The organism is Bacillus sp. FSL R9-9497, from assembly GCF_038005805.1.
Taxonomy (GTDB): domain Bacteria; phylum Bacillota; class Bacilli; order Bacillales; family Bacillaceae_G; genus Bacillus_A; species Bacillus_A cereus.
The window spans coordinates 5317995-5340145 of sequence record NZ_JBBOTY010000001.1 but is presented as its reverse complement, the minus strand read 5'-3'; the positions used below and the strand labels follow the sequence as shown (position 1 = coordinate 5340145).

Sequence of the window (22151 nt, the reverse complement as noted above, 5' to 3'; positions counted from 1 at the left end):
TTCTATTTCCATAAAAATATGCTGTAATATGAAGAGGAAAAAGTATAAGTAGTTAGAGAAGTGAGGAATTAAAGGTGAAGAAGTTTAAGAAGTTTTACTTGGAGATTACGAGTGTATGTAATCTTGCGTGTAGCTTTTGTCCGCCGACGGAAAGGCAGAAGCAATTCATTTCTGTAGAGGATTTTGCTAAAAGATTAGACCAAATTAAACCTCACACAGACTACATTTATTTGCACGTGAAGGGTGAGCCGTTGCTCCACCCGAAAATAGATCAACTATTAGACTTAAGTCATGAAAAAGGGTTTAAAGTTAATATTACAACGAACGGAACGTTAATTAATAAGAGAAGACATAGGCTGTTAAATAAGCCTGCGTTAAGACAAATGAATTTTTCACTGCATAGTTTTGATGGACATCCAGGTTCGCAAGATAAAGAGGGCTATGTAAGGAGTATACTTTCCTTCATTAGGGAAGCGACAAGTCAATCAGATTTAATTGTATCGTTAAGGTTATGGAATTTAACTCAGGATAATAAAACGAATGCTGAAATCCAGAAAAATAGAGAGTTATTATCTATAATTGAAAATGAATTTGATCTATCTTATCAAATTGAAGAGAAGCTTACACCAGGAAAAGGTATAAAAATTGCAGAACGTGTCTTTATTAATCAAGACTATGAATTCCAGTGGCCAGCATTACATGAAGAAGAGGATGATGGGAAAGGATTCTGTCATGGACTTCGTAATCAAGCGGGTATTTTAGCGAATGGAACAGTTATTCCTTGTTGTTTAGATGGTGAAGGGATTATTAACCTTGGGAATATTAATAATGATTCATTTTCTAACATTATCGAAGGTGAAAGAGCAATAAACATTGTCGATGGATTTTCGAAAAGAGTTGCGGTTGAAGAACTTTGCAGGAAATGTGGATATCGCAAACGGTTTGGGAAGTAAATATGAAATAAGCCCTCATAAAGCGAGGGCTTATTTTTTATACTTGATAAGAATGCTCTAATTTATCAATTAATGAACCACAACGTAAGAAACAGCTTTACGGATTGCATCTGGTTTTGACATATCTACTCCGGCATGTTTCATTGTACCACCAGCGATCAATAGCATGTTGTCCTTCCTCTTTAATCATTTGAGCTACTGCAGTGGATGCAGTGTGTGCTGCCTTTTTTGTAGTATTTCTAGTAACGATTTACGGAAAGGTTCAAGTTTTGTTTCTTCAGTTAAATATTTTTCAATTGTTCCTTCGCCGAATATGAGAATTTCATTATGAATAAAGGATAGTGCAGTATGTACTTTCGTCCATAAAGCAGAAATTTTGGAAGAGTTCGCTTGAATACTTGGATTTGTACGATCAGTAGATTCTTTTAAATTTGCATATGAGTACAGTTTTGTTAACGTCATTAAAAGTTCTTCTTCTAAAAGTAGGCAATTTAATAAAGTGTGGGAGCTAGTATGTAAATGTCCTTTAAATGAATCAAGTTTCTGTATATCATTTTCCAATGCGTTTAATGCAGTATGCTATTTGGTATCAGAATTATACAAATCGGATAAATCCCATGTTAGTTCAGCAGGTACCTCTACGCGATTAAGGCGATTTTCCATTACATTTTTCAAGTCGTATATCCTCCTTATTAAGACTATCTAAAAATATAAAAATATAAAATTCAGTTAAATAAAAGTATTTTACATTTTTATATACAAAAAAGAAGGACAAGCATGAAAATGCTTGTCCTTCAAGTTAATTTAAGAATTAATATACTTTGTCACCATTGAAAATCGAGTTTTTCACGACAACATAATCTACAGTACGAATAGCATCTAATTTTGTTCCACCAGCGTAAGAGATAGAAGATTGAAGATCTTGTTCCATTTCGATTAACGTATCTTCTAAAGAACCTTTATGCTCAACGAACATTTTCTTACCTTCAACGTTTTTCTTCTCACCCTTTTGGAATTCAGAAGCAGAACCGAAGTATTCTTTATAAAGTTTGCCATCTCTTTCAATTGTTTCCCCTGGAGACTCTTCGTGACCAGCGAATAGAGAACCGATCATGACCATAGTTGCCCCAAATCGTATAGATTTAGCTACGTCGCCGTGTGTACGAATACCACCATCAGCGATAATTGGCTTACTTGCAGCTTTTGCACACCAGCGAAGTGCAGCTAGCTGCCAACCACCAGTTCCGAAGCCTGTTTTAATTTTAGTAATACAAACTTTACCAGGTCCAATACCAACTTTTGTTGCATCGGCACCAGCATTTTCTAATTCTCTTACCGCTTCTGGAGTTCCAACGTTTCCAGCGATAACGAAGCTCTCTGGTAAATGTTTTTTAATATGTTGAATCATGTTGATCACAGCATTAGAATGACCGTGTGCGATATCAATCGTGATATATTCAGGTGTCAGTTGCTCAGCAGCTAATTGTTGTACGAATTCATATTCGTCCTCTTTTACACCAACGCTGATAGAAGCGATTAATCCACGTGATTGCATATCTCTAATGAATGAGATTCGTTTCTCTGGTTGGAAACGATGCATGATATAAAAGTAGTTGTTCTCAGCTAAATAAGTTGCAATTCTTTCATCAATAATCGTTTGCATATTTGCAGGTACGACAGGTAATTTAAATTTATGTTTTCCTAAAGTGACAGTTGTATCACATTCAGAGCGGCTATTTACAATACATTTCGCGGGAATTAATTGAATATCTTCATAGTCGAATACGTTTTCCATCATTTACACCCCTAAAATACGAATATTTTATTTTTATTAATCAAAAATGTTCGTCCATAGGATAATTTACATTATTTTTATTAAGAAGTCAAAGGATTTCTTAACATTTTTTGAAAAAGTAGATTTTATATCTGAAAAACAACGTTAAAAACGAATTTAAAACGTTTTTTTATTTTTATTGTTCGTTTATGAAAAAGGTTGAAAAATTAAGATAATTATACAAGGTTGTATGTATTCTTTTTATTTTTTTGGAGTGGATGTAGGATACTATGAAAAGGTTAATGCTAACAATACGAGCAAAAGATGTTATCAAGTAGTTGAACATTATATGAAATGATAAGGTTTATTTCTATATAAAAAGATGAATCTGGCATGATCCACCTTTTTATGTGAGGTTTCAAGTATAATAAGTAGGGTGATAGTAATGTATACAAAAGATAAAAAAGAAAATAATACAAAATAAAATGAGGTTAATATATGAGTAAAAAAAGTTTTTCTGATTATAAACTAAGTACGGAAATCGTAAGGGCACTTACTGGGTTAGGATATAATCATCCAACAGAAGTACAAGGTGAGGTTATTCCAGTTGCATTAGAAAAGAAGGATCTTGTTGTGAAGTCCCAGACTGGAAGTGGAAAAACAGCTTCATTTGGTATTCCACTTTGTGAAATGGTGGAGTGGGAAGAGAATAAACCACAAGCATTAGTTTTAACACCAACGAGAGAGCTTGCGGTACAGGTAAAAGAAGATATTACAAATATAGGTCGATTCAAAAGGATTAAGGCTGCGGCAGTTTATGGGAAATCTCCATTTGCACGTCAAAAATTAGAATTAAAGCAAAAGACACATATTGTAGTTGGTACTCCTGGTCGTGTGTTGGATCATATTGAGAAGGGTACCCTTTCTTTAGAGTGTTTGAAGTATTTAGTTATTGATGAAGCAGATGAGATGCTAAATATGGGCTTTATCGATCAAGTAGAGGCAATTATTGATGAATTACCTACAAAAAGAATGACGATGTTATTTTCAGCAACACTTCCAGAAGATGTTGAGAAATTGTCTCGTACATATATGAATTCACCAATTCATATTGAAATTAAAGCAGCTGGGATTACGACGGATAAAATTGAACATACTCTTTTTGAGGTGATAGAAGACGAGAAGCTTTCACTACTTAAAGATGTAACAACGATTGAGAATCCTGATAGCTGTATTATTTTCTGTCGTACACAAGAAAATGTAGATCATGTATATAGACAATTAAAACGAGCTAACTATCCTTGTGACAAAATACATGGTGGTATGGTACAAGAAGATCGTTTTGAAGTCATGGATGATTTTAGAAAAGGAAAATTCCGTTATTTAGTAGCCACAGATGTAGCTGCGAGAGGAATTGATATTGATAATATTACACATGTTATTAATTATGATATTCCACTTGAAAAAGAAAGCTATGTACATCGTACTGGAAGAACGGGAAGAGCTGGAAATAGTGGAAAAGCTATTACATTTATAACACCATATGAAAATAGATTTTTAGAAGAGATTGAGGAGTATATTGGATTTGAAATTCCAAAGGCAATTGGACCTTCAAAAGAAGAAGTTATGAAAGAGAAAGCTGCATTTGAAGAAAAGATACATGCTAAACCAATTATAAAGAAAGATAAAAATGCAGATATCAACAAAGGCATTATGAAGCTGTACTTTAATGGCGGGAAGAAAAAGAAAATTAGGGCGGTAGATTTCGTCGGTACAATTGCTAAAATTAAAGGTGTTACAGCAGAAGATATAGGTATTATTACGATACAAGATAATGTTTCTTACGTTGAAATATTAAATGGAAAAGGACCACTTGTCTTGAAAGTCATGAAGACTACAACGATTAAAGGGAAACAACTAAAAGTTCATGAAGCAATTAAGTAAATAAAAAACTATCCACTTTAATAGGTGGATAGTTTTTTATTTATGATTCTTTTAAATCATCCACTAGTTGCTCCGCTAAACGTCTATACATATTACTCATAGTCACGAAGGATGTTAGTAGTAGAAATTTTTCTAGCTTTGTATCTTCTAAGGAAGAAATCTCATTTACTTCTGTAACACGGTTATTTACGTCTTGTTTAAAGCTTTCGACATTGCTTTCAGTAAGAGCAAGATAATTTTTGTATAACGTATTTAATTGGAATGAATCATCATTTAATAAGGAGTCATTTATAGTTTCTAATGAACTTTTTATGTCGTTAATGGAGAGAGCTCCCTTTAATTGATAAATTAGGCTAATTAAAATCATATGCTCTTTTGAATACTTTTTATTTTTGATAGGGATGAATAGTTTCCCTTTTGCGTAATTATTAATCATCGTTTTTGTTAATACTTTTTCATCATCAGTTCTCGTTGTATCTGCATAAGTATTCTCAAATAGTTGGACAACTTGGTCTACATATAAGTCAACATTTGGAATATCCTCAAGTTTAATGTTTTTTTCTAAATGTAATGTCTTAAGTAATTCATTTATATTTTCCACGTAGAATCCCTCACTTTTATAACTTAGTGGAACTTAATGTTTAATATATCTTTAAATATGGTATTACGAAACAAATGAATTGTAAATGTTGACCTTAAAAAGAAATGTGTATATAATTACATGTAGTTATCAAAACTACATGTAATTATATGAGGGGTGTTATTATGAATGCTTATGTAAGGGAACCAGTTAATGCATTTACTCACTTAGGTGGAGCGATATTATCATTTATTGCGTTATTAGCTATGCTTGTGAAAGTTTCTATCAAGATGCCATCATTTGCTGCAATTACAGCTGTTATTTTGTTTGGTATTGGAATGATGGTCCTTTATACGGCGTCAGCTGTATATCATAGTGTTGTGGCCAATGAACGTGTTATATACTTCTTTAGGAAGCTAGATCATTCTATGATTTTTATATTAATTGCAGGTACATATGCACCCTTTTGCTTAATTACATTAAATTCAGCAAGTGGTTTGCTATTATTTTGTTTAGTCTATGCAACTGCGATTTGTGGCATTGTATTTAAAATGTTTTGGTTTAATTGTCCAAGGTGGTTATCGACAGCAATTTATATTACGATGGGTTGGTTAATTGTTTTATTCTTTGCACCGTTAGCTGAGAATTTAAGTACAGGAGGCATTATTTTCTTAGTACTTGGGGGCATTTTTTATACAATTGGTGGATTTATTTATGGAACAAAGCCAAAATGGTTAGAGTTTAAATATATGGGGCATCATGAAATTTTTCATGTTTTTGTATTATTAGGTAGTCTTGCGCATTTTCTAAGTGTATATTGTTACGTAATTTAATAAAAAAGTATAATGGATTTTAATGTCCTTTAGTAAAGGAATTAGAGGGTAAAATTCAACATGCCTTTAAGAACATAAATGAAGAAATTGTGAATTATAGAGAAAACATATTGGAACAGGTAGAAAAGAATAAGGAAATGCTTAAAGAAGATAATGTAAAGGAATTTGTTGATGGTTTAATTTTATTTGAGCGGATTAGACAAGAATTAAATTACTCGCAAAATTTGCGAATTTACAGTAATCGGGTGAAACGCGATATAAATATCAGATTCCACCCGATTATGAGGATTTAAAAAAAGACAAAAGTGCTCCTACTAAAATGAAGAAATTTGAAGATTTAATTGTTTGGAAAGAAATCTTAATACAAGCGCAAGAAAATAAGAAATCAATTATTTTTGTGAATATGGATGAAAAGGAAGACTGGTGGATTCTTGATAAAGATAGTGAACCTCAAATGCGTAGAGGAGAATTTTGTAATGACTGTAGGAATAGCGAACGTTAGTAATAGTATAAAAGAGAATAGAAGAAAAAGGTACACCCTTATTTAATCTGTACCCTTTGTAAAGGACGTTTTGAAAAAAGTTAGGCAACATTAAGAAGATGATTTCTGTATCCAACAGAAGTCATCTTTTTTAAATTCCATTGATATCTATAATGATTATAATACGTCATATATTTCTTAATCTCCTGTTTCAATTCATTAAAGGACGCGCAAGGTTTTATATGAGCTTCATCTTTCAGATGACCAAAAAATGATTCTTGTGGGGCGTTATCCCAACAGTTTCCTCTTCTTGACATGGATTGTCCAAGGTTTAGCTTTTTAACTAGCTTTTGATAGGTAGGGCTTGTGTAGTGGGATCCTTGATCTGAATGAATATAAGCACCTTCAGTCAATTGAATCCGCGGATTCCTTTTTAGTTTATGGAGAGTTGTCGTTACAAGCTCTAATGTCATCTGTTCTGAAACATGGTAAGCTAAGATTTCATTAGTTGGGCCGTCTAAAATTGTAGATAAATAGGCCCTTTGATTCTTACCGTAAACTAAATAGGTGATATCTGTAAGAAGTGTTTTCCCTGGGGTATTTTGTTTAAATTCCCGATTTAATTGATTCGGTACTATTCGATGTTTTTTTGTAGCTTTAAGCATTCTTTTATAAGGATTCACTTTGCGAACCGGACAAACAATCTCGTATTTCTTCATAATTCTACGGATACGCTTTAAATTGTAGACAACTTGAAACTGACCCGCCAATGTCATCTTTATCTGACGAGCCCCCTTCTTTCTATTTCTAAATCGAAGTGCTTTTAATATGGTTTCCTTCAAGACTTCATCTCGATCACTCTTTTGTTTCCGTTGTTCTTGAGCTGAAATTGAAAAGTAATTATAGTATCCCGAACGGGATACACTGGCTACTTTATACAAATAACTGACCATATTCCTTAAGTTGTATTTCATGATGACAGAACGAATCAAGATGAATTTTTGACTAGGTGGTAGTGTTATTTCTTTCTCATCCTCCCTTCCATAAGTTTGATTTTTTTAGCAATTCGTTTTCCGCCTTTAGTAAGTTTCGTTCGGTTTCTAAACGGGCATACTTTTCTTCTAACGTAAGCTCTCTCTCAAGAGTTCTTCCAGTGTTTTCAATACGTGTATCCCTTAAACCCAATACACCATTTTTTCTATAAGCAGCACGCCATCTACTTCCCGATGACATAACCCGTTTCATTCCAATCATATCTATATCAAAACCACATTCTTCAAAAATATTTCGAGGTAGCTTTCCTTTTTCATTTTCCTCAATAAAAATATGCTTAAATTCCTCTGTATAAGTGATACCTTTCTGACTTACAGATTTTACGTATAGGTTATTTGATAGAATTTGAATTTCTCTTTCTATGAATAGCTTTTTTGTCATTTTTAACATTCTCCGATCCCAATTTTTCTTTTATTATACAAGAAATACCCTATAGGATAGACTTTTTTCAAGTGTCTATTCTATAGGGTACATTTTAATTAAAGGGTGTACCTTTTTCTCCCTCAAAATGTTAATTTTAGAGTTACTAGTGTGAATCTAATTTTGTGCACCAGTTTGATGCAATGCAAATATTAAATCGACAAACCTTGTTCTTAGCTTAATTTCAAAAAAGCTAGAAATACCCCCTATATCCTACAGTTACTTTAAGAATTTTGTGCTTGAAACCCTAATCTTATATATAGAACACTATTATACATAACACATTACTTTACAAAGAAAATATTGAGTTATCCTCATTTTAGGATTATTGTATATTTATGCCAATTAAAGAAGCGAGGAATAATTATCAAATTATCTACTATGGAAAGTAATGAAAAAAAAACAATGAATACAGGATTATTGAAAATAAAACAAAATAAAACCAAGTTTATAAGTAATGCTTCCTTAATTAAAGGATTGGACAATCCCATAGTTTGTACTGCTGCACATTGTGTCTTTGACTGGTATAAACAATTATCTGCAAATGAAGTAACCTTTATAACGAATGATAATAAAGAATATGAAATTGAAGAAATCTACATTAGTACTGAGTGGGTTAATAATGGGATAGTAGACTATGACACTGCCTTTTTGACATTAAGGGAACCTCCTGTAGCAATGGACAATTTAATCAAACCTATATTTAATAACTCATCAAAAAAACAGAATGCATTAGTACCTTACATAAGTAAAAAATTCCTTAGAAAGAAAAAAGTCGAGGTAATAAGAAATATTACTTTTGAAGACCATATATATAATTCAACATTGTTAGGTTTAAAAGGAAAGTTGGGCGTGGGCAGTTCAGGAAGTCCTTGGATAATGAAAATTAATAATGAATATTTTCAATTTTCTAACACGAGTCTATCATTTAATAGTGTTAAAGATATAATTTGGGGACCTTATTGGGGAGAACATATAGAAAATTTATTTCTACAAGCAAATAAAAAGGTTAGTAACTTGGAGAATATAAATATTTATAAAATATAAATATTTATAAAATATATAAGCCCTCTTTAAAAATGGATGTATCCGCATGTTGAATGAGGTTGCCAATTAAGGTGATACAGTAAAATTGGTACACAGTATAGAAAGGTGGTGATATCTATGTCTAGATTTGATGTTTTATCATTGCAAAGTTTAAAAAAACATAAAAATAATGATAAGCCCATTGGTTCAAATGTTAGTGTTAATTGTAAAACCCAAAGTGGTTTAAGCCTTTTTTTCTGTGTTAGTCCTAAATAATAATTTAAATACATAAGCACAAATCAATTTAGTTAATTTGTGCTTATGTATTATATAGGGGGGTTCTAATGGATAATAGGTATATAAAGTATATAAATAAAAATCCTTACTATAGTGTTGCTGATGAAATTAGTCAAGGGTTATTAAACGTAGACTATCCATTTGATAATTATGTATTAATTGATGGTGAGCATTGGACAAACCTAATGCCTAAAAGTGCAAGACTCCCTAAACAAGGATGGAAAATTCATGTTAGTACGGATATCAGAGAATCGCAAAAAACTTTAGATATTGTTTCCAAGTTAATGATAGAAAGAAACATATCGTTTAAATATGTCCGAAGTAATAAGGAGCTAGTACTGAAGGATTCTAAATACGGAGATAGAGGTTCGTCAGGGAAGTTTATAACTATATATCCTGAAAATGATGATCAATTTATTGATTTATTGAGGTTATTAGAAAACAACTTAGCCCATTTAAAACCTGGCCCTTATATATTGAATGACAAAAGATGGTATAACTCTAATATATATTTTAGATATGGTGCTTTCATGTCTAGGTATGTATATATAGATGGCGAGAAAGTTGATGCTATAGAAAATTTAGAAGGTGAACTTATTGAAGATAAAAGAGTTCCTTACTATTACTTACCTAATTTTGTAGAAGAGCCAATAGAAATTAGAAAAATGGATGAAGAGTTGAATCAAGTTGACACCTCATCTCCTCTAGATAATTTTGATATAAATGAAGCATTGCATTTTAGTAATGGTGGTGGCGTTTATATCTGTAAAAATAAAAGTAATAATATGAAAGTCATTCTAAAAGAAGGAAGGCCTCATGCTGCAGTAGACGCTCAAGGGCAGGATGCTTTTTCTAGAATTGTTAATGAAAGCGAGATATTAGATAAATTAGAAAAGGCACAATACCCAGTTAAAAAAATAAGTTCTTTCCGTGCCTGGGAACATTATTTTATAGAAGAAGAGTATATTGAAGGTGATTCTTTATCTGAATGGCTAGTGAAGAACTACCCTTTTAGTTCTAATATAAAAAACGAATCTTATACAAAATCCTGTATAAATATCATCAATCAACTAATTGAGTCTATACACGAACTTCATAGAAATGATATAGGTATGGGGGACTTACAACCTGCTAATATCATAATTACACCAGAAGAGAAAATTAGATTAATTGATTTTGAAACTGCAAGTTCAACAAGCGATTCTCTTTCTGGATTAATGACTCCCGGTTTCATAGGTAATCAAGAAATGAATAAAGAACAAAGTGATTGGTTTGCATTATTAAGGATAGCAAAACAGCTATTTGTACCAATTGGTTGTGTCCAAGATATATCCTGGAATATGGACACTATTCATAGTAATTGGATTCGAGTTGTATTTGGAGAAAAAGCAAATAAAATAATTGAACGTATTGAGTCATTATGTGAATTTTACGGATCACGTCCTATGGAAGAATTACTGACTACAAATGGACAAATGAAACAAAAATTTGACCTATCAGCCATGAAATTAAAATTGCGTAATTCTATTTTAAAGGACGTTAAAAATGAAGAGAGGCTATTACCTGGAGACATTCGGCAATATGAAATGGAGACAGGCATGCTAAATGTGTTAACCGGTGGTTTTGGTTTTGCAATGGCATTACATAGAACTGGAGGAATAAATCAGAAAGCAAAAGATTGGGTTGAAAATCAAGATATTAATAAACTTATTCAATTAGAAAATGGTTTATTCACCGGTAATATGGGGATAGCATCGGTTTTATGGGAACTAGGTTATCAGGAGAAAGCAAAGGCTCTATTCGACTCGTTTATTGATTTTAAACACATTGAAGATATTTCTTTTGCAACAGGTTTAAGTGGAATTGGATTTGCATACTTAGGATTTAGTTACGAAGTCAATGATCCTAAATATTTAAATATTTGTCTCTATATCGGAGAATTATTAATAAACAAGTTGAATGCTGATGCACCAATTATTACTTATGATTACGATGTTGTTGATAAAGGGGTTATGACCAGTTGGGCTGGGGTTTCCCTGTATTTTACTGCACTGTATAAAAAAACAAACGATAATAAATGGTTAGTATTATCAGAACAGGCATTAGAAAAGGAAATGAAACTAGGGATATTCGATGATACTGGCTTGTATCAAATTGATGATGATTTTAGGATATTACCTTATCTTGCCGGTGGGGGAAGTGGTTTAGCTTTACCGATTGTTGAATTAGAGATAAATGCAAAATTGAAGAAATGGAATAAAGAAATTGAGGGTATTAGTAAAATATCAAAAAGTAAATGCTTTTATAATGCTGGATTATTTCAAGGAACTACGGGCATTTTAGCTGTTGCAAATTTATTAGAGTTATATACCCAAAAAAGTAGTTTGGTTAATTCGGCATTATTTACACTTAATTTACACTTATTAGAGGATGCTGATTGTATATTTGTTCCTGGTGATTCGTGTTTTAGAATTTCTGGTGATATCATGTCTGGCTCTTCTGGTTTATTGTTAACGATAAATGATATTTTAGAAAGTAAGAACCATTCATGGATACCCATACTCAATTTAGAAAAAGTATTTAGTTCTTCAACTTTTACAGAAGAAAGTTTACAAAATATAGTTGAACCCCTTTCTTCTATCGTAAGATGACCCTTCAACCATAAGGATACCGAGATTTGTAAACGATATAGTCCAAAGAAAAACATCAGATTTACTTTAGGAATTATTTACACGGATAGGGAAATTACTTTATATAAAAGGGGGTGATAAAAATGAAAGATGTTCTTGCATTACAAAAAATGAATAAAACAAAACAAAAGGGTAAGGGCCAAAATCCAGCAAAATCAAGCATAAGTCTAGGGTGTTCCCCATCAAGTAATACTAGCTGGTTCTTTTGCTAGGTATTAAAATATCAAATATAGAAAGAACGGAGGGGTATTAAATGAATAAAGTACTATCTTTACAAAAAGAATCTATTTCTAAAGATGTTCAATTGAAGGCGAAATCTTCTAAAAGTGTTCAATGTAAAACAAGTAGTAATGCAAGCTGGTTCTTCTGCTAAGCATTAAAACATCAAATATAGAAAGAACGGAGGGGTATTAAATGAATAAAGTACTATCTTTACAAAAAGAATCTATTTCTAAAGATGTTCAATTGAAGGCGAAATCTTCTAAAAGTGTTCAATGTAAAACAAGTAGCAATGCAAGCTGGTTCTTCTGCTAAGCATTAAAACACCAAATATAGAAAGAACGGAGGGGTATTAAATGAATAAAGTACTATCTTTACAAAAAGAATCTATTTCTAAAGATGTTCAATTGAAGGCGAAATCCTCTAAAAGTGTTCAATGTAAAACAAGTAGCAATGCAAGCTGGTTCTTCTGCTAAGCATTAAAACACCAAATATAGAAAGAACGGAGGGGTATTAAATGAATAAAGTACTATCTTTACAAAAAGAATCTATTTCTAAAGATGTTCAATTGAAGGCGAAATCCTCTAAAAGTGTTCAATGTAAAACAAGTAGCAATGCAAGCTGGTTCTTCTGCTAAACATTAAATACTTGTTTCTCCATAAAGACAATAGAGTTTGATCAATCAAACTTTATTGTCTTAATTTAATGAGGTGAATATAAATGAATGCATATAAAGTGCTCCTTCTAGCAATTAACGATAGAAGAAAAAAGTTACTTCTAAGTACGATAATAATTGTATCAATTTTATTTACAGTAGCATCCCTAGTATTCCCGCTTTTAGTGAAAGATATTGTCGATGAATTTTCAGTTAATAAGATCAGTCTATGGATGATTGGTGGGTTGGTATTATTTCTAATAGCAAAGTCTATAATTGAATCAGTAAATCAGTATATAATAGCTAAATTTGGTAACATGATAATTCGTGATTTACAAAAAAATATATATACTAAGATGCTCCATTTTAAAGTTGACTTTTTTGATGAGCACCATAGTGGGGAATTATCGAGTAGAATTGTTAATGATACGGAAATTATAAAGGATCTAATAACGTACCACATCCCTAAATTAGTTACGGGTGTTATTATGATACTTGGTGGATTAACATTAACAATTATTTTAGATTGGAAATTAACGATTGTTATACTAATAATCTCCCCATTTATATTTGGTATCATCTTTCCTCTTATGAGAAAGACGGAACAAACGGGGGATAGACAACAAAAGGAAATTTCTGTTTTTATTGCAAAAACTCAAGAGACTTTTAAAAATATAAAAATGGTGAAGGCTTCTACAGCAGAAAAGCATGAAAAGTCAATAATGTATAAGTGTATTGACAGGCTGTATAATGCAAACTTATATGAAAGTAAAATTTTCGCCATGGTAGCACCTTTAGTGAGCCTTTTACTTATTCTAGGTTTATTAATAGTGGTGGGGTATGGAGCTTATAGAATATCGGTAGGAACGTTATCTATCAGTACATTAATTGCGTTCGTTATTTATGCATTTCAAATGATGACCCCAATGAGCTCAATTAGTGGGTTTATTGGAGAGTACCACAAAGCAAACGGTGCTATCAAGAGTTTAAATACTATAATGAATAATAATGAAATTGAACAAACTAGCAATACTAAATATGAATTTCAAAACGAGGTATCCTTTAAACAAGTTAACTTTGGATATAAAGATAACTTGATTCTAAAAAATATTACTTTCAATATAAAACGTGGAGAAGCTTTAACTATTGTTGGGCCGTCTGGATCTGGAAAAACAACTTTAATTAACTTATTGGAGAAGTTTTACTTTCCAACAAATGGTGAAATAACGATAGACAATGTAAATATCAATCAATTGAATACTTATGAGTTGCGAAAAAACATAGGTATAGTAAGTCAAGGTTCCTCATTAATTAGTGGTACTATTTTGGAAAATTTGCTGTATGGTCTTGATGAAAAGTATATTGATGAATCTAGTATAAGAGAAGCTTTAAGATATGCAAATTTAGAAGAATTTGTTGAAAAGCAAAAAGATAAACTTGATACGAACATAGGCGAGAGTGGTGATAAATTATCAGGGGGGGAAAAACAAAGGTTGAATATAGCCAGATTATTCTTGAAAAACCCGGATATAATTTTGTTAGATGAACCTACATCTAATCTAGATATAGAATCCAGAAATTTAGTCTTAGAGTCTATAAAGACACTTACAAAGGGGAAGACAGTAATTAAAGTAACTCATAATTTAGAAGAAGTAAAACCGGATGATAATATATTATTCCTTGAAGATGGAGAGATTGTATGCAAAGGCTCACATGAAAGAGTTAGTGAAATAAATAAAAGATATAAAGAGTTTATATCTATGGTAATGTAATAAGTGGTTCTAGTATGGAAAACCAATATGTATTTAAATAGAAACAGCATCAGACTGATAGTGTTTTTACTTGAATAAGTTTTGATTTTCCATACCCCTCACGTTCTTTTTTTAGTACGAATATTAGTATGGCTAATGTTCAAAGATTTGTTATATGTTTCTTAGAATTCTCTTTTAAGTAAGAAAACGAAGATGATTCGTTTCCATACTTAAAAGGGAATTCTTGACTTATTTTCCATTTTAATATAAACTTTTATTAGAATATTTCGATTAGAAATAATTAAAAATGCTGGTGATAAAGTATGAATGCTCAGTTTAAAAAAGGCGTACTTGAGTTAATAGTCTTATTGATAATAAATAAAAGGGATGAATATGGATATGCATTAGTAAAAAAAATATCGAGTAAAATTGTCATATCTGAAGGCACTATTTATCCAATATTAAGAAGACTAGTCAAAGAAAAACATCTAACTACCTATCATCAAGAATCAACAGAAGGACCATTTAGAAAATACTACACAATCACAAAGGATGGGGTTGATAAACTTGAAGATTTGAAATTTGAATGGAATGAGTTTTTCCTAATAATTAATCGCTTTATCGAGGAGAATGATAAACTTGAACCAGAAGGATTTTTTGAAAATACTCAAAAATAGTTTGAAGTTTATGCCTGAAAAAGAAAAAAAGGATATAATAGCTGAATATGTTATTCACTTTACTGAGGGAAAACATACAAATAAAAGTGAAGAGGAAATCTCTAAAGAATTAGGAAATCCTGTAGAGATTGCTAAAGAATTAAATGCAATTTATTCTATTAAGAAGGTTGACGAGCATAAAAATATTAAAAATATGCTTACAGCAATGTTGTCAATTATGGGATTAAGTTTAATAAATTGTATTATTATTATAGTGAGTTTAATTACACTGGTAATATTGACACCATTTATATTAGCTTATATCATCAGTGTCCCTATCATGATTCTGTCTCCATTGATTTTAATTATAATGGGATTTGTTAATGGATTTAGTACAATTGGAGTTGGAGAAGTTTTCGATTCTATAAAAGGGGTTATCGTGGGTTCTATTTTAGCCTTCCTAGGGTATTATATTGGGAAGTCCTTTTTTAGACTATTCATTAAATACTTGAGATGGAATATGTTAATTGCCAGGGGGAATAAACTATGATGAGAAAAATTTTTTATAGCGCCTTTATTCTTTTTATATTAAGCGCATGTTCACAAAAGGAAAAGGAAAATGTTGATACTACAAAAGATGAAATGCCTCCTATGCAAAACGTAGAGATTCCTAGTAATATTTTTACCTCTGAAAAACAAAATACAATAATAGACGAAGAAGAAATAAAATCAAGTATAAAAACATACTTGGATAGCTATGAAGAGTTATCTAATGCTAGTGAACCATTTCAAGAGATTATAGACGAAGAAAAAAAATTGCAAGGAAATGAATTAGAGAAATTAGGCCAAATTTACAAGCTTCTAAAAGAAAATGATAAAAATTTTTCTAACTATATTTTAAATAATACATTGCCCGAAAGCTATCAAGAAGAATCTAAAAGAATTAGCCAGTACATCACAGCTTTAAATGAGGCCCTTTATAAACTAGATGAAAGACTTGATCATTTTATAGATGATGTAAGTAACGGAAATCTTCCAAAGAAACCAATAATTGATCAAGTAGATGTATTGAATGGAAGGGAACAGAAAAAAATAGAAAATTTCCTTAATAAGAACAATATTGATACTAAAGCATTTGGAAGGTAATGTTCTTTAGTTCAAGAACTTATAGGGGCCACGCGATCCGAAAAAGAAAATTGTATGTAAAGGAATATTTTTACAGGGTATTGATTTTAGCTAATAAAAATAACATAAAATAATAGAGTTTTAAAAGATATAGTCCTCCACCAGGCCCCTTTTGGTCAGATAGAGGGCCATTTTTTTCATGTTTTGACAAGCTGCGGTGAGATAAGCCTGCATTTGGACAGACTTCAGCCCCTGAAATCAAGCATATCGATAGTCATGTAGTTCTTTGGCGTTTGCAAATCTTCATTTTATATTGAAACAGCGTACTTTGTACAACATTTTTTTGTAACTGTTAACTTGTTTTTTCTAGCAATATCTTTATATTTCTCCCATATATGAAGAGTGATAACTTTTTATTTTGTTTCTTTGAAAAGCATACCCCACGTAGCGGACAAAGGGCTTAGTCTCCTGGATTCGATTTATATTGACGATATCCTTCGTGATCCGTTGTCGCATGCTCTAAAATGTATCCCATCGAAAAAGCAAATGCATTCATTTCTTCTACATATTTAAATTGGCTTTTCGGTACTTCTTTATTTCGCTTTTCAAATCGGTGATACCCCATCATCATAAATATATTTTTTTCTAATAATTTCTTACAGATATAGCCCGCATCAAGGGCTACTGCTTTCACCTTAAATCCAAATTTATCAATTTGAGTTTGTAGGCGTGGTAAATATGGCTCGGAATCTGCCATATTTTCAGCCTTTACATAAGTATCTGTAATAATATTGTACTTCACATTAGTCGTACGATGGCTTAAGGAATGAACAGTGTTCGGTTTCCCATCTCGCATTACAAATCCACTATCTGGATCGAGGTACTTATACGAGATTTTTTAGTGAGGATATCACTTTCCTTTCTAGGTTTTAATCCTTTTTTTCATGTACCTCACGATCTCTGATTCCCGCAACTTCTAGTTCATATATATATGACTTTGCTTTTTCTTTTTTATATTTATGTACAAATTTTTTTATTTGCATTGGCCCTAATATGTGTAGATCTGTCATTAGCGTACGTCCTTCCACTATCCAGTACCCGGTCGCTTGCCTCACAATCTCATCAAAAATTTCTCCGAAAATATTTGTATGAATAAAACGGGTACGGCGATTCTAACTGGATGTAGAATGGTTTGGAATAGTATCTGATAGAGAAAACCCTAGAAACCAACGGTAGGCAATATTCATTTTAATCTCCTTTTCCAATTGATGCTCAGAACGAATACCATAAAAATATTCAATAAACATCATTTAAATAAAACAATAGGATGGATTGACGGATGTTCATTGTTTTCACAGTAAGAAGGGCTTAACTTTTCCTAAATAAAATCAAAACTAATTGTCGCTTCAATCGTACCAAGGAAATGATCTTGTGGAACTAATTCTTCTACAGAAACAGATACAAGTTCATCACGATGATTTTTTAAATTACTCATCATAAAAAATCTCTCCTTTATCTCTTTTTATCAGTGTTGGCACAAAAACAGGCTGTGGAGAAGACTTTCTCCATAGCCTAAAAAAACACCATATAATTTTTATGAAGTGAAATCGAATAGTGGCACATGATAAAAACACTTATGCTACCTGTTTCTTGTATTCTATAGGAGACAGGCAATTTAACTTTTCTTGAATACGTTCCGTATTATAATACTCAATGTAATCATGAATGTGTTGTTTGAGAGTAGAAGTTGAAGGTAGTTGTTTTTCTTGTGAATAAAATAATTCAGATTTCAATGAGGAACGAAAAGATTCTATTACTACATTATCATGAAAATTTCCTTTACGGACATACTTGTGGTAATGCCATTTTCTTTAGATAACGTTTGGAAAGCGTAGGGGGTATATACGGCCCCTTAATCACTATGTAGTATAATTTCAGCCTTTTTTTGTGATTTTATCGCCTTCTCAACTGTTTTTAAGAAGAGTGTTGCGTCTTGTCTGTTACTTATTTCATACGCAATGATTTCATTGTTATATAAATCCATATTACTTGATAAATACAACATCTCTCTACCAAGTGGCAAATATGTAATATCTGTAACCCATTTTTCATTAACACCACTAATTCTACAACTACTTCTTTAACCAACTCCTCTCGATTTTGTGGTACTTTTTTTAAATGTCTATTTGTATTTTAAATTTTCGATTCTCTATCTGAAGTTTCTCTATTTCAGTTATACCTCCTCCACTAGCTTTTTTGTAGCGTACTTTGTTTTCCTACAGAGCGACTAAAATGATAGGTTCCACCTTCACGATGCCAATTTATCTAAATTTTAATCTGTGCTTTATTTTTAATTCCTAATTGATCCATGATTTCTATGTTTGCCCTTATTTTTTCAGTTCGATTGTTTTCCATTTAATTTTTCCTTCTCTTATTTCATTGGGGCAGTTCACATTTTATTATGTGGCGTTTTTTTATTACCTGATTAGAATCGTATATGTTATAAAATTATTATGGGATAAAATGTAAGTTTCTGTGTTCGCATGTTAAACATAGGATAAGAAATATGTGATATACTTTGAGAAGTTTATAATGAATGAAATATGGAGGACTATAATTATGGCAATACTTGTAACAGGTGGAGCAGGATATATTGGTAGTCATACATGTGTAGAATTACTAAATAGCGGTTACGAAGTTATAGTAGTGGATAATCTTTCGAATAGCTCGGTAGAATCTATAAATCGAGTAAAAGAAATAACAGGAAAACAATTTAAGTTTTATAAAGAAGATGTTTTAAATCGCGAAGCGCTTGACGCAATTTTTGAAGAAAATTCAATTGAAGCAGTTATTCACTTTGCAGGATTTAAAGCTGTAGGGGAGTCAGTAGCGATTCCATTAACATATTATCATAACAACATTACAAGCACGTTAGTGCTATGTGAAGTAATGCAGAAACATAATGTAAAGAAGATAATCTTTAGTTCATCTGCAACTGTATATGGTATCCCGGAAACGTCACCGATTACGGAGGAGTTTCCATTAAGTGCAACAAATCCATATGGTCAAACGAAATTAATGATTGAGCAAATTATGCGTGATGTAGCATTTGCAGATGCAGAATGGAGTATCGCATTACTTCGCTATTTCAATCCATTTGGTGCACACGAAAGTGGGCGTATCGGAGAAGATCCAAATGGAATCCCAAATAACTTAATGCCATATGTAACGCAAGTAGCGGTAGGTAAGTTAAAAGAATTAAGCGTATTCGGAAATGACTATCCAACGAAAGATGGAACAGGAGTCCGTGATTACATCCATGTTGTGGACTTAGCAAATGGTCACGTAAAGGCGCTTGAGAAAGTACTGAGTACAACAGGAGTAGATGCTTATAACCTGGGCACAGGCATGGGCTATAGTGTACTAGAGATGGTTGAAGCGTTTGAAAAAGTTTCGGGCAAGAAAGTTCCTTATAAAATTACAGAGCGTCGCCCAGGTGATGTGGCAGTATGTTTTGCTGATGCATCGAAAGCAAAGCGTGAATTAGGCTGGGAGGCAACACGCGGATTAGAAGAAATGTGTGCTGACTCTTGGAAATGGCAATCAAATAATAAAAATGGCTATTTAGAAGTTTAATGATGAATATAAAAAATGACCTTTGCATAAAAGCAAGAGGTCATTTTTTATATTCATTTTCTACTAAGTTTATTAGCGAACCTAGAAAAGAACGTTCGCTGTTTTAAATGATATGATTTTACAATATCTTATGCTAGAAGGTAGTAGAATGAGATAGAGTAATGTATTATTTTATTCATTTTTTATGGGAATTGAAAGCGTATTATTGAAATGTATTCCAACACTTGTATCATTGCTAGAGTACGTTTATAATCAAGGAATCCTAGTTCATGTTTTGATAGGATTATTTATTATTGAAAGCGTTTTAAGTTCACTCCTTTTTTGAGGTAGGAGGTCTGACTTATTTAGGTGAAAAATTATGTATGTAGTTTTAAATGGGAAGAAAAATAATATAAGTATCATTTTATAGTGTGGGGAGGTTAAAAGTGTGAAAGGTAAAGATTTTCACACGAATATATATGGGTTATGTAGGATTATTACTTTCAGGGGCAGCTTTATTTTTAAATAGTCTTGTTATATTAGGGAAAGCAGAGATGAAAAGTGCGGGTGTTTTTAATTTATTTGTGGGTGCACTACAAATTATTATTCCGTTTTATTTGATTATGATTTCTGACCAAAGCAATTGGACAGTGTATTCATATGCGGCTACTTTCTTATTTGGATTAACTTATTTATATGTAGGTGTTACTTTTATAAAAGGAATGGATAGTAGTGGTCTAGGATGGTTTTGTATTTGGGTAGCAATTATAGCCTTATTCTATATGGTTGTTTCATTTGTTCAATTCCATGATGTTGTTAATGCGTTAACGTGGTTTATGTGGGCATTACTTTGGTATTTATTCTTTGTATTAAATACACAAAAGAAGAACATTAATCAATATCTTGGAAGGATTGCCTTCGTACAATCATGGGTAACATTGACTTTACCTTCACTCTTTTATTTTATGGGAGTGTGGGGAGAGGGATTCGTATATGAATTATGGGTTTATGTATCTGTAATTTCTATTTTATACTTCTGTTATTGTATTTATAAATATCGAGTACGTTAATATATTATCTGTATAAAGGCATGGAATCGTTAAACGAATTCCATGCTTTTTATATGTTAGCACTTATAATAGAGAGGTAGTATTTTACAATTTGCTAAAGTGGGGATGATGAAGTTGAAAAAAGTATTGGTGCTAGGGGGAACAAGATTTTTTGGTAAACATTTAGTAGAAGCACTTTTGCAAGAGGGGCACGATGTAACGATTGCGACGAGAGGAATTACGGAAGATTCTTTTGGCAGTAGAGTAAAAAGACTTATTGTAGATAGGGAAGATGAAAAACAACTAGCAGAGCGTCTAGGAGATAAAAGTTATGATATTGTATACGATAATTTATGCTATAGCTCGAATGCAGCGAAGGTAATATGTGAAGTGTTACGAGGGAAAACGAAGAAATATGTTATGACATCTTCAATGGCCGTCTATGAACCTGCCCTAAGCTTATCAGAAGAAGACTTTAATCCGTACGAGTATGCAATCGCGTATGGAGATAGGAATGACTTCAATTATGGTGAAGGAAAGAGATTAGCTGAAGCCGTTGTATTTCAACATGCAACATTCCCAGTCGTTGCAGTGCGTTTTCCAGTTGTTATTGGAGAAAATGATTATACGAAAAGGTTACAATTTTACGTTGAATGTATTGTGAACCAAAAACCTATCGTTGTGGATCATGTAGATGGAACTTTGTCATTTATACATGAAAAAGAGGCAGGAGAGTTTCTAGCTTGGTGCGGAATGGCAAATGTGAGAGGACCAATTAACGCCTGTAGTAACGGAGTAGTTTCTATGGAAGAAATTATTCATTTCATAGAAGAGAAGACAGGAATAAAAGCACTCATTCAGAAAGCTGGGGGAAATATAGCTCCTTATAATGAGGTAACTAACTGTACGTTACATAATGGAAAGGCTCGTGAATTCGGATTTTTGTTCCGAGAGCTGGAACTAGAAATGAAAAATGTTTTAAAACATTATATAAATACAATGAAGTAATCATAAATCCCCCGGTGGCAAT

At 32.0% G+C, this 22151-nt stretch carries 22 protein-coding genes and 4 pseudogenes; 19 read left to right on the top strand and 7 right to left on the bottom strand.

Translation table 11 applies throughout. The features are described 5' to 3' along the window. Positions 1 to 74: 74 nt before the first annotated feature. A complete protein-coding gene (locus MKY21_RS27550) occupies positions 75 to 953 on the top strand; it encodes a radical SAM/SPASM domain-containing protein (RefSeq protein WP_341077874.1) in 879 nt (292 codons plus the stop codon). 204 nt (positions 954 to 1157) lie between these two features. Here MKY21_RS27550 and MKY21_RS27545 read toward each other — a convergent pair. Both MKY21_RS27545 and guaC read right to left on the bottom strand, forming a co-directional pair. After that, a pseudogene (locus MKY21_RS27545) lies at positions 1158 to 1628 on the bottom strand (oligoendopeptidase F); the annotation flags it as partial. Between the two features lie 136 nt (positions 1629 to 1764). After that, positions 1765 to 2748, bottom strand: a complete 984-nt coding sequence (gene guaC / locus MKY21_RS27540; RefSeq protein ID WP_000432447.1) for a GMP reductase — start codon at positions 2746 to 2748, stop codon at positions 1765 to 1767. 477 nt (positions 2749 to 3225) lie between these two features. Between guaC and MKY21_RS27535 the strand changes: the two genes are divergently transcribed. Beyond that, on the top strand, positions 3226 to 4671 hold the full coding sequence (locus MKY21_RS27535) for a DEAD/DEAH box helicase (protein ID WP_000039354.1): 1446 nt from the start codon (positions 3226 to 3228) through the stop codon (positions 4669 to 4671). Between the two features lie 40 nt (positions 4672 to 4711). Here MKY21_RS27535 and MKY21_RS27530 read toward each other — a convergent pair whose 3' ends face one another. Next, positions 4712 to 5272 (bottom strand): DUF1836 domain-containing protein, encoded by a 561-nt coding sequence (locus tag MKY21_RS27530; RefSeq protein ID WP_341077872.1) that lies wholly within the window; start codon positions 5270 to 5272, stop codon positions 4712 to 4714. A 164-nt stretch (positions 5273 to 5436) separates the two neighbouring features. Between MKY21_RS27530 and trhA the strand changes: the two genes are divergently transcribed. After that, the gene (gene trhA, locus MKY21_RS27525; protein ID WP_000995363.1) at positions 5437 to 6084 is read left to right on the top strand and encodes a PAQR family membrane homeostasis protein TrhA; all 648 of its coding nucleotides are present in this window, start codon (positions 5437 to 5439) and stop codon (positions 6082 to 6084) included. Positions 6085 to 6340: 256 nt separating this feature from the next. Further along, a pseudogene (locus MKY21_RS27520) lies at positions 6341 to 6586 on the top strand (PIN-like domain-containing protein); the annotation flags it as partial. Between the two features lie 80 nt (positions 6587 to 6666). On the opposite strand, the gene MKY21_RS27515 reads toward MKY21_RS27520, so the two are convergent. After that, positions 6667 to 8008 (bottom strand): IS3 family transposase gene (locus tag MKY21_RS27515; RefSeq protein ID WP_341077869.1). Its coding sequence is split into 2 segments (ribosomal slippage): positions 6667 to 7624 and positions 7623 to 8008, totalling 1344 coding nucleotides; the frame shifts between segments, so codons are not numbered across the junction. Positions 8009 to 8443: 435 nt separating this feature from the next. On the opposite strand from MKY21_RS27515, the gene MKY21_RS27510 reads away from it, so the two are divergent. The 12 genes from MKY21_RS27510 to MKY21_RS27455 all read left to right on the top strand — a co-directional run bounded on the left by MKY21_RS27510 (position 8444) and on the right by MKY21_RS27455 (position 16478). After that, a complete protein-coding gene (locus tag MKY21_RS27510) occupies positions 8444 to 9085 on the top strand; it encodes a hypothetical protein (RefSeq protein WP_341077867.1) in 642 nt (213 codons plus the stop codon). Between the two features lie 117 nt (positions 9086 to 9202). Continuing rightward, positions 9203 to 9340 (top strand): class III lanthipeptide, encoded by a 138-nt coding sequence (locus tag MKY21_RS27505; protein ID WP_100910529.1) that lies wholly within the window; start codon positions 9203 to 9205, stop codon positions 9338 to 9340. 68 nt (positions 9341 to 9408) lie between these two features. Further along, positions 9409 to 12012 (top strand): class III lanthionine synthetase LanKC, encoded by a 2604-nt coding sequence (gene lanKC, locus MKY21_RS27500; protein WP_341077863.1) that lies wholly within the window; start codon positions 9409 to 9411, stop codon positions 12010 to 12012. A gap of 122 nt (positions 12013 to 12134) precedes the next feature. Next, positions 12135 to 12263, top strand: coding sequence for a class III lanthipeptide (locus MKY21_RS27495; RefSeq protein WP_189340009.1), 129 nt, complete (start codon positions 12135 to 12137; stop codon positions 12261 to 12263). A gap of 41 nt (positions 12264 to 12304) precedes the next feature. Next, positions 12305 to 12424, top strand: a complete 120-nt coding sequence (locus MKY21_RS27490; RefSeq protein WP_189340010.1) for a class III lanthipeptide — start codon at positions 12305 to 12307, stop codon at positions 12422 to 12424. A gap of 41 nt (positions 12425 to 12465) precedes the next feature. After that, on the top strand, positions 12466 to 12585 hold the full coding sequence (locus tag MKY21_RS27485) for a class III lanthipeptide (protein ID WP_189340010.1): 120 nt from the start codon (positions 12466 to 12468) through the stop codon (positions 12583 to 12585). A 41-nt stretch (positions 12586 to 12626) separates the two neighbouring features. Then, the gene (locus tag MKY21_RS27480) at positions 12627 to 12746 is read left to right on the top strand and encodes a class III lanthipeptide (RefSeq protein WP_189340010.1); all 120 of its coding nucleotides are present in this window, start codon (positions 12627 to 12629) and stop codon (positions 12744 to 12746) included. Between the two features lie 41 nt (positions 12747 to 12787). Beyond that, positions 12788 to 12907: a class III lanthipeptide gene (locus MKY21_RS27475; protein WP_189340010.1), complete on the top strand. Its 120-nt coding sequence runs from the start codon at positions 12788 to 12790 to the stop codon at positions 12905 to 12907. A gap of 83 nt (positions 12908 to 12990) precedes the next feature. Further along, positions 12991 to 14697, top strand: a complete 1707-nt coding sequence (locus tag MKY21_RS27470) for an ABC transporter ATP-binding protein (RefSeq protein ID WP_341077858.1) — start codon at positions 12991 to 12993, stop codon at positions 14695 to 14697. 302 nt (positions 14698 to 14999) lie between these two features. Beyond that, complete coding sequence (locus MKY21_RS27465) at positions 15000 to 15353, top strand: helix-turn-helix transcriptional regulator (protein ID WP_144576103.1); 354 nt, start codon at positions 15000 to 15002, stop codon at positions 15351 to 15353. After that, positions 15307 to 15882: an HAAS signaling domain-containing protein gene (locus MKY21_RS27460; protein WP_086396668.1), complete on the top strand. Its 576-nt coding sequence runs from the start codon at positions 15307 to 15309 to the stop codon at positions 15880 to 15882. Before MKY21_RS27465 ends, MKY21_RS27460 begins: the two co-directional genes overlap by 47 nt. Continuing rightward, on the top strand, positions 15879 to 16478 hold the full coding sequence (locus MKY21_RS27455; RefSeq protein ID WP_341077855.1) for an NDxxF motif lipoprotein: 600 nt from the start codon (positions 15879 to 15881) through the stop codon (positions 16476 to 16478). The genes MKY21_RS27460 and MKY21_RS27455 overlap by 4 nt, the downstream gene beginning before the upstream one ends. Before the next feature lie 120 nt (positions 16479 to 16598). On the opposite strand, the pseudogene MKY21_RS27450 reads toward MKY21_RS27455, so the two are convergent. The 3 genes and pseudogenes from MKY21_RS27450 to MKY21_RS31255 form a co-directional block, all read right to left on the bottom strand. Continuing rightward, positions 16599 to 17955, bottom strand: a pseudogene (locus MKY21_RS27450) (IS1182 family transposase). Between the two features lie 136 nt (positions 17956 to 18091). Continuing rightward, positions 18092 to 18301 (bottom strand): annotated as a pseudogene (locus tag MKY21_RS31260) (IS3 family transposase); the annotation flags it as partial. Between the two features lie 68 nt (positions 18302 to 18369). Then, positions 18370 to 18582 (bottom strand): DDE-type integrase/transposase/recombinase, encoded by a 213-nt coding sequence (locus MKY21_RS31255; RefSeq protein ID WP_414638723.1) that lies wholly within the window; start codon positions 18580 to 18582, stop codon positions 18370 to 18372. Positions 18583 to 19076: 494 nt separating this feature from the next. Between MKY21_RS31255 and galE the strand changes: the two genes are divergently transcribed. The 3 genes from galE to MKY21_RS27430 all read left to right on the top strand — a co-directional run bounded on the left by galE (position 19077) and on the right by MKY21_RS27430 (position 22129). Then, positions 19077 to 20093 carry a UDP-glucose 4-epimerase GalE gene (gene galE / locus MKY21_RS27440; RefSeq protein ID WP_000996548.1) on the top strand — a complete coding sequence of 339 codons (1017 nt, stop codon included), beginning with the start codon at positions 19077 to 19079 and terminating at the stop codon, positions 20091 to 20093. A gap of 458 nt (positions 20094 to 20551) precedes the next feature. Next, positions 20552 to 21142, top strand: a complete 591-nt coding sequence (locus tag MKY21_RS27435) for an AmiS/UreI family transporter (RefSeq protein WP_000542569.1) — start codon at positions 20552 to 20554, stop codon at positions 21140 to 21142. Between the two features lie 105 nt (positions 21143 to 21247). Then, on the top strand, positions 21248 to 22129 hold the full coding sequence (locus MKY21_RS27430; protein WP_341077853.1) for an NAD-dependent epimerase/dehydratase family protein: 882 nt from the start codon (positions 21248 to 21250) through the stop codon (positions 22127 to 22129). The last annotated feature ends 22 nt before the right edge of the window (positions 22130 to 22151 follow it).